Origin of the sequence: Cyanothece sp. BG0011 (assembly GCF_003013815.1) — a bacterium.
GTDB lineage: Bacteria > Cyanobacteriota > Cyanobacteriia > Cyanobacteriales > Microcystaceae > Crocosphaera.
On the sequence record NZ_PRLH01000168.1, the window covers coordinates 1 to 7,863 of the forward strand.

At 37.1% G+C, this 7,863-nt stretch carries 10 protein-coding genes and 1 pseudogene; 5 read left to right on the plus strand and 6 right to left on the minus strand.

The window, feature by feature from the left end; all coding sequences use genetic code 11:
• A pseudogene (nifJ, locus tag C4E06_RS21485) lies at positions 1-2,612 on the plus strand (pyruvate:ferredoxin (flavodoxin) oxidoreductase); the annotation flags it as partial.
• Between the two features lie 52 nt (positions 2,613-2,664).
• Here nifJ and C4E06_RS21490 read toward each other — a convergent pair.
• From C4E06_RS21490 to C4E06_RS21505, 4 genes are all read right to left on the minus strand, one after another.
• Positions 2,665-3,339, minus strand: coding sequence for a hypothetical protein (locus C4E06_RS21490; RefSeq protein WP_107670458.1), 675 nt, complete (start codon positions 3,337-3,339; stop codon positions 2,665-2,667).
• A 2-nt stretch (positions 3,340-3,341) separates the two neighbouring features.
• The gene (locus C4E06_RS21495; protein ID WP_107670459.1) at positions 3,342-4,286 is read right to left on the minus strand and encodes a ComEC/Rec2 family competence protein; all 945 of its coding nucleotides are present in this window, start codon (positions 4,284-4,286) and stop codon (positions 3,342-3,344) included.
• Positions 4,287-4,468: 182 nt separating this feature from the next.
• Entirely contained in the window at positions 4,469-4,711 is a 243-nt protein-coding gene (locus C4E06_RS21500) for a YgiT-type zinc finger protein (protein WP_107670460.1), read from the minus strand.
• Positions 4,712-5,152: 441 nt separating this feature from the next.
• Positions 5,153-5,347, minus strand: coding sequence for a hypothetical protein (locus C4E06_RS21505; RefSeq protein ID WP_107670461.1), 195 nt, complete (start codon positions 5,345-5,347; stop codon positions 5,153-5,155).
• Positions 5,348-5,679: 332 nt separating this feature from the next.
• Between C4E06_RS21505 and C4E06_RS21515 the strand changes: the two genes are divergently transcribed.
• The 3 genes from C4E06_RS21515 (at position 5,680) to C4E06_RS21525 (ending at position 6,631) form a co-directional block, all read left to right on the plus strand.
• Complete coding sequence (locus C4E06_RS21515; RefSeq protein WP_107670463.1) at positions 5,680-5,952, plus strand: BrnT family toxin; 273 nt, start codon at positions 5,680-5,682, stop codon at positions 5,950-5,952.
• A complete protein-coding gene (locus C4E06_RS21520; RefSeq protein WP_107670464.1) occupies positions 5,939-6,160 on the plus strand; it encodes a hypothetical protein in 222 nt (73 codons plus the stop codon). Before C4E06_RS21515 ends, C4E06_RS21520 begins: the two co-directional genes overlap by 14 nt.
• Before the next feature lie 270 nt (positions 6,161-6,430).
• Entirely contained in the window at positions 6,431-6,631 is a 201-nt protein-coding gene (locus tag C4E06_RS21525) for a hypothetical protein (protein WP_198648924.1), read from the plus strand.
• A gap of 41 nt (positions 6,632-6,672) precedes the next feature.
• Here C4E06_RS21525 and C4E06_RS21530 read toward each other — a convergent pair whose 3' ends face one another.
• Positions 6,673-7,005: a XisI protein gene (locus C4E06_RS21530; RefSeq protein ID WP_107670465.1), complete on the minus strand. Its 333-nt coding sequence runs from the start codon at positions 7,003-7,005 to the stop codon at positions 6,673-6,675.
• On the minus strand, positions 6,993-7,160 hold the full coding sequence (locus C4E06_RS29720; protein WP_198648927.1) for an element excision factor XisH family protein: 168 nt from the start codon (positions 7,158-7,160) through the stop codon (positions 6,993-6,995). The genes C4E06_RS21530 and C4E06_RS29720 overlap by 13 nt, the downstream gene beginning before the upstream one ends.
• Before the next feature lie 214 nt (positions 7,161-7,374).
• On the opposite strand from C4E06_RS29720, the gene C4E06_RS21540 reads away from it, so the two are divergent.
• Complete coding sequence (locus C4E06_RS21540; RefSeq protein WP_198648925.1) at positions 7,375-7,794, plus strand: substrate-binding domain-containing protein; 420 nt, start codon at positions 7,375-7,377, stop codon at positions 7,792-7,794.
• Positions 7,795-7,863 lie beyond the last annotated feature (69 nt).

The following is a 7,863-nucleotide window of genomic DNA, read 5'->3' on the forward strand; positions in this document are numbered from 1 at the left end:
GTTATATCTTGATGTGGTAACAGGGTTGATGGAATGTTATCAAGAAATGCCCTTACCAAAAATCGTTGGGGGACGCTATGGTTTATCTTCAAAAGAGTTTACCTCGGCTATGGTTAAAGGGTGTTTGATAACTTAGCTTTAGATCACCCCAAAAATCATTTTACTATCGGTATTAACGATGATCTCAGCCATACCAGTCTTGAGTATGATGCCAACTTTTCTACCGAACCCGACAATGTGGTGAGGGCAATTTTCTATGGGTTAGGCTCAGATGGAACCGTCGGTGCTAACAAAACTCCATTAAAATTATTGGAGAAGAAACCGATAACTATGCTCAAGGATATTTCGTTTACGACTCCAAAAAATCCGGCTCTGTTACTGTCTCTCACCTGCGCTTTGGACCCAACCCGATCAAGTCCACTTACTTAGTCACGAAAGCCAACTTTATTGCTTGTCATCAATGGGAATTTTTAGAAAAATTTGACCTTTTAGAACCCGCCATTGAAGGAGCAACCTTTCTGATCAATAGTCCCTACCAACCCGACTATGTGTGGCAACAGTTACCCCGTCTGGTGCAAGACCATATTATTAACAAAAACATCAATGTTTATGTTATCAACGCCTATGAAGTGGCCAGAAATGCAGGGATGGGTGGCAGAATAAACACCGTCATGCAAGTATGCTTTTTTGCCCTTGCCAATGTACTCCCCAGAGAAGAAGCGATCGCCCAGATCAAAAAATACATCCGCAAAACCTACGGCAAGAAAGGGGAAGACATTGTACAGATGAACATTAAAGCCGTTGACGCTGCTTTAGATCATCTCCATCAAGTTACCATACCTAACGCCATCGATGAAAACGCCGGAGACATCCATAATCCCATCCCAGATACTGCCCCGGCATTCATTCGAGATGTGTTAGGTAAAATGATGGCCCGACAAGGGGAAGACATCCCCGTCAGCGCGTTACCCTGTGATGGTACTTACCCCAGTGGGACCGCAAAATGGGAAAAACGCAACGTTGCCCAAGAAGTCCCCGTCTGGGATGAAGATGTCTGCGTTCAATGTGGTAAATGTGTTCTGGTTTGTCCCCATGCGGTGATACGGTCTAAAGTGTATGAAGAAGCCGCCTTAACTAACGCCCCGGCCAGCTTCAAAAGTGCGCCAGCCAAGGACTTAGACTGGAAGAAAACGAACCTTAAGTTTACCATCCAAGTGGCAGCGGAAGACTGTACCGGTTGCGGTATCTGCGTTGATGTTTGCCCGGCCAAAAATAAATCCCAACCCAAACTAAAAGCCATTAATATGGCCCCACAGTTACCGATCAGGGAACAAGAACGAGAAAACTGGGATTATTTCCTCTCTATTGCCAACCCAGACCGAAATACCCTGAAACTCAACAAAATCAGCCATCAACAGATGCAAGAACCCTTATTTGAGTTTTCCGGGGCCTGTGCCGGCTGTGGCGAAACCCCTTATATTAAGTTAGCCACTCAGTTATTCGGCGATCGCATGGTGGTAGCCAACGCCACGGGATGTTCTTCTATCTATGGCGGTAACTTACCCACCACACCCTGGACCCATAACCAAGAAGGACGGGGCCCGGCCTGGTCTAACTCACTCTTTGAAGATAACGCAGAATTCGGGTTAGGGTTCCGTGTTTCCATTGATAAACAAGCAGAGTTTGCCACTGAGTTAGTCAAAAGTCTTGCTTCTGACATCGGAGAAACCCTCGCTACAGGCATTTTAACCGCGCAACAGAAAGATGAAGCCGACATCTTTGAACAACGGGAACGAGTCGCTATCCTCAAACACCGTTTAGGGGAGTTAAGCAACAGTAACTTAGATGAGTCGATGCAAGCTAAAGTTACCATGTTGCAGTCTGTCGCCGACTATTTAGTTAAAAAGAGTGTTTGGATCATCGGCGGTGACGGTTGGGCCTATGATATTGGATATGGTGGGTTAGACCATGTCTTAGCCAGTGGCCGCAACGTCAATATTTTGGTCATGGACACGGAAGTTTATTCTAACACCGGGGGACAAGCGTCTAAAGCCACTCCTCGGGCTGCGGTTGCCAAGTTTGCCTCTGGAGGGAAACCCTCACCCAAGAAGGACTTAGGGTTAATGGCCATGACTTACGGTAACGTTTATGTGGCTAGTGTAGCTATGGGTGCAAAGAATGAGCATAGTATCAAAGCCTTTTTAGAAGCAGAAGCCTATGAGGGTGTATCTTTGATTATTGCCTATTCTCACTGTATCGCCCACGGTATCAATATGACCACGGCTATGAGTCATCAACAAGAGTTAGTCGAGAGTGGACGGTGGTTATTATATCGTTATCATCCCGACTTAGTCGGAGAAGGAAAGAACCCCTTACAGTTAGATATGAGAAGTCCCAAGCTTCCCGTTGAACGGACTATGTATCAAGAGAACCGTTTCAAAATGTTAGCTAGAAGTAAACCTGATGCTGCTAAAAAACTGCTTAAACAAGCGCAAAATGATGTTAATACCCGTTGGCAAATGTATCAATATTTAGCTGCCAGGCAGTTAGAAATAGGCAACGGAAATGGACATAGTAAGGGGAATATTGAGAAGGAAACGACTGTTAATTAGGTTTCGTTTCTGATGGTTTAGGGTGGGTTTTTCATGACTCACCCTAATTCTATCAATAAATGATTTTCGTGCTATCACTCGATTTTATTGTAGGTTTAGGTAACTGAATAAACTGAAAAAAAAGTTCTTTGGCATAGAGTTTACCAAATCGGTACATACGAAGTAATGAAATAAGGATTCCTAACAATAATAATAATAATATTTTCCAATTACTTAAACCATTTTCAATGATGAAGAGCATTAATGAAGCAATAAATGCGGATGCAATTCCTCTAAACAAGCCATAATTACCACTAAAAATATCAACTCGTTTACTTCGATCGGCTGCATCAATTGCAACATAAATTTGTCGTGTAAAATTAAACCAATCTTTTTGATTTAACTCGGATAGTTTAACTGATTGTTCTAAATTTAATTGATCATGAATCTGGTTTTCTAGGGACAAAATTTGTGCATTTGATAAAATATTTCCCTTTTTTTGTCTAATCCAGTCTGTAGGCATTCCTTGAAAAAATTTCCAAAAAATTTGTTCTAAAAAATTTCCAATTCCCTGTAATAAATGACCTGCTACATAAGATAAAATGATAAAGAGTCCCAATTGTCCTGTCGTAAAGTCTTTTCCTTGAACAATCAGCCCAAGCTTTGGATACAATAAGGAAATACTGAATAGTAGAACTGTTCCTGGAACTAAAACTCCTGTAAATTCGTAAAAATCAAAAGTTTTCATTTTTATCTATCATACTCTGAATCAATATTTGCCTGACCATTAGTATCAATTTCTAAAGTAATATTACCACGCCAACGGGTTGACCAAACATGATCACTATATTGTCGATATTTATTACTGGCATCTGTCTCTGGTTTTTTCCCTACTGATACAATAGTATATTGGGGTTTCATAAGCTTGACAGCTTGTTGATGATATCCAGAATCTCGACCATGATGACTAGCTTTTAAGATATCACATTTTAAATTGTCACCATAAAAGTTAACCATTTCATCCCAAGCATCCTTTTCTGCATCACCACCAAAGATAATATTATAACCTTGATAAGTAAGTCTAAAGACATAACTCATCTCATTCCAGTTTTTCTTATTATTAGCCTCTTTTACTAAATTAGGTGTCGGTGAAAGAATTTCTAGTTTATCATCAGTCCAATAGTTACCTTCATCACCACGAAACAAATGCAATACTTTAGCATTACTTTTTCCATTTCTGAGCCTTTCATACTCTTCCCAATTTTCTTGATCTGAATCAGAATTAAAATCAGGTTTTTTATTATGCTGATGATCCCAAAAATTAATAATTTCAATACCTGTTTTAGAAAGTGCTGACAAACCTCGCATATGATCTAGATCAGGATGAGTTTGTATATAACGAAATATATTTTTGTTAGAATAGTTATTCTGCAAAAATTCAATTGGATTAGTTAATTGAATATCATATCCTCTGACAGCAGTTACACTATCATAGTAAGTATATTTCTGTCTATTTATTTCATATTTATTTTGATTGTTAGGAAAAGAAAATTGAGAAAATAATGATAATTCTTGTTGCGTTGTTATATCTAAATCCTTGGCATTGTTAATATCAATTACAGTGAGGTTGCCATTGGAATGTTCAATAATAGTACAATCACCATGACCAACATTCAAGAAGTGAACCTTTAACATAATAATTTAGTCAGTAACTCCATATATAGGGTTTTGCTTTCCAAAAAGCACTAAATATAGTATAGTTTATATGTTCTAGTCTGTGTAGATTATAGTATTAAATTTTTATTAAGTTTTTTTCTGTGATCGCCAAGATTTCATTTTTAGATATTGTAGGGTGCATTAATGACAATGTAATGCACCTAATTCACGGTAAAAGATTGACCAACTAAAGTAAAATCTTCTGTTTCTTGACGTTCTAATTTAGCTTTAATTTCTTCAAATTTTCTAATAATATCTGCATGATAATAGCGTTCTCCACATTTTTGACAGACTAAAGCTGTTACCTTTAAACTAACTGTATTACCACCTCCTTGTACCATTTCAGTAACTTCTTTTTCTTCTAGATTACCCGAACAAGTCAAACATTTATTAATTGGTAGCATTTTAATTCATTCCAAATTTAATATGATTAATTTATTTTTCTTCTAGTACGTCATTAGAATTGAATTTTTTGTCTGAAGTTGAAAAAGCTTGAGAAAAAGTCAGAATTAATCCTAATAAAAGATTGTTTGATCTCTTCTCTTTTATTCCTCAAAAACAAGAGGTTACAAGGACAAACCTTTTCCATTGTTTATAGAATACCATGTCAAGTCAAGAAAAAGCAAGTCTTTTTAACATTAATTGATAATTAGATTTGATGCTCGACTTGATTATATCCCCTCGGTGTAATCATCCAATTTTGATGGTAAAAAGTTCTACTATTGCCAATCAAAACAGTAGTTTGATCGCTGATCTTGTAGGTTGGGTTGAGAGACGAAACCCAACATAACCCTTCTTGTCTTTTACATCTATTGGTTGGGTTGCACTTTGTTTAACCCAACCTACTAACTCCCTTCAATTTTGCGTTTAATAACTTCTTTTATCTGTTCTCTACCTTCTTGCGTATTAGGAAAATTGTATTTAATAGCATTAGGATCACGACGACTCATTAAAGCCCGTAATGCTTCTTTATCTTCTTTATGTTCTAACACATAGGCTCTCAATTCTGCCTTACTCATTGTCTCAAAATTAGATTTCATTTGGTAAAAACTCCCAATTTCCATTAGGGTAAATAATTACTTCAATATCTTTTCCAGCTAAGATATAAATCTCTTCTTTAACATCATCAAAACGAAACAAAACAATATCTTGATGAAGGTCTGAGAGACTTTGACAAATTTCAACCGATTTAATGGCTTGTGCTACGGTTAGGGAAATTGACTTATCCTCAATTATAACACCCCCATTTTACTCGATTATGAGCTTGTAGGCCGATCTTGTAGGTTGGGTTGAGGGATGAAACCCAACATAGCTATTTTTTGCCTTTTTTTTAGGATAATTTAGGGAATATAATCACAATCTTTAGTCAATTATGCAATTTGAGTGGGATAAAAACAAAGCAAAACAAAACTTATCAAAACATGGTGTTTCTTTTGAAGAAGCAAAAACGATTTTTGATGATCCTTTATACATTGATTTTTACGATCCTGATCACTCAGAAAATGAAGAACGTTATCTGATCGTAGGACAATCTAATCAAAGACGTATCCTGATTTTATCTTATACTGAAAGAGGGAATAAGATTCGCCTTATTAGTGCCAGAGAAGTCACACCACAAGAGAGAAAAGCTTATGAACAAGGATAACCCTAACATTAATGATGACTTACGAGAAGAGTATGATCTCACCAGTTTAAAAGTCAGAAAATTTGGTCGCAATAGAAAAAGCTTTGCAGGCCATATCATCCGTTTAGATGAAGACGTTGCTGAAATGTTCCCCAATGCAGAAGCAGTTAACGAAGCATTACGATTTTTAATGAGGGTAACACAGCAAAATCAACCTCCTCAAATATAAAATATAATCGCCTATCTTGTAGGTTGGGTTGAGATTTGAGGTGCGCTTTTTTAGCATCATTAGCTAAAGAAATAATTAAAAGTGAGGTAAGATTATTTTACCAACGGCTGAACAAGGCATAATGTGTATTACACTGTGTCAATCATTAACCAATACTTTTACCCCTATTTTTATTGTTAGATTAGATGAAAGAACAGGTAACGTCTTCATCTTAGCTGGTGATGACATACAAATAGAGATATACAAAAATGGTCTTTGGAGATTTTTATAATGACCCCTAATTTCGAGAAAATGACAAAACCTGAACTAAGAGCTTATTTAATCTCGCATCCCGACGATAAAAACGCATTTCAAGCTTTTGTAGATCGTTATACTTGTGATGCACCTTCTGATACTTATGGTATGGCAAAATCTCCTGAAGATATCAAAGAAATTGAAAAACTAATTAGACAAAAAATTAGCGATCGCTGATCTTGTCGGTTGGGTTGAGGGACGAAACCCAACATAACTACTTAATTAACTGCATATTCCGTAAATTGTCGTTTAAAAGGAGAATGAAAACCAATCACAATATCTGATTTAGGGACACCATTTTTAACTAATTCTTCCCCTATTTCTATTTCCGTTCCATTATGTTGAATCCATATTTTATTATTCTTAATATCTAAATGTAAAATACAACCATAAATCCAATTGTCATTTTTCCAACCCACATTAACGATTTGATAATGATGTCTAATGGTGTCAAAAATCAATTCAGTTTCAATATCTTGATCTTGGCCAAACTTAGCATACTCTTGCAAAATTTTTTGTATAACAGAGCTATACTTTTCTAACTTATCCATTGTTTAATGACCTCCTCTATTGGTTGATAAATAATAAGTCTTAATTGATAATCTATTATTATTTTTTGAACAAATCGTGTTTGAAATAACGAGTTATAGTTATCATCAGGAATCCCTAAATATAAAGTTCTATCAGGTTCTGATTCTTTTAAGATAGTAGGATTTTAATGGCTTGTGCTACGGTTAAAGGAATTGGCTTATCCTCAATTATAACACCTTCAATTTTACTTTATTCTGAGCTTATGGGCTAAAAAAAAATTATAATAAAATAGCATTCTTTTAAGAAATTATGAATCAAAAAAAGACACCCTCATCACGGTTATTTCCCTGGTCCTCACCCTTGGCATTTTAGGGGCCGGATACGGGTTATTGACTCGACAAACCCAAGATAACTCCAATAATTTTACCTCTTCTCCTGCCTCGAAAAATCAACCGTTAAGTTCTAACACGACGTTACCCCCTCCTCCTTCTCCTGCCTCGGTGACTGCCTTTAGTCCCCCGACAACAGTCCCCCAAGGAACAACCGTGACCATTGATGGGTCTACCAGTCTGGTATTAGTCAATCAAGCCCTAAAAAATCGCTTTGAACAGCAGTTTCCTGGGGTTCAGGTTCTAACCAATGCTCAAGGGTCAAGCAATGGTCTTAAAGCGTTATTAGAAGATAAGATTAACATTGCTGCCATTTCCCGTCCCTTAACAGCCCAAGAACAAGAACAAGGGTTAGTGGCTATCCCCATTAGCAAAGATGCGATCGCTGTTGTTGTTGGGGTTGACAATAATTTTTCGTAAAAGTCTCACCTCAACCGAAGTTAAAGATATTTTCCAAGGTCAGATCCAAAACTGGTCTGAGGTAGGAGG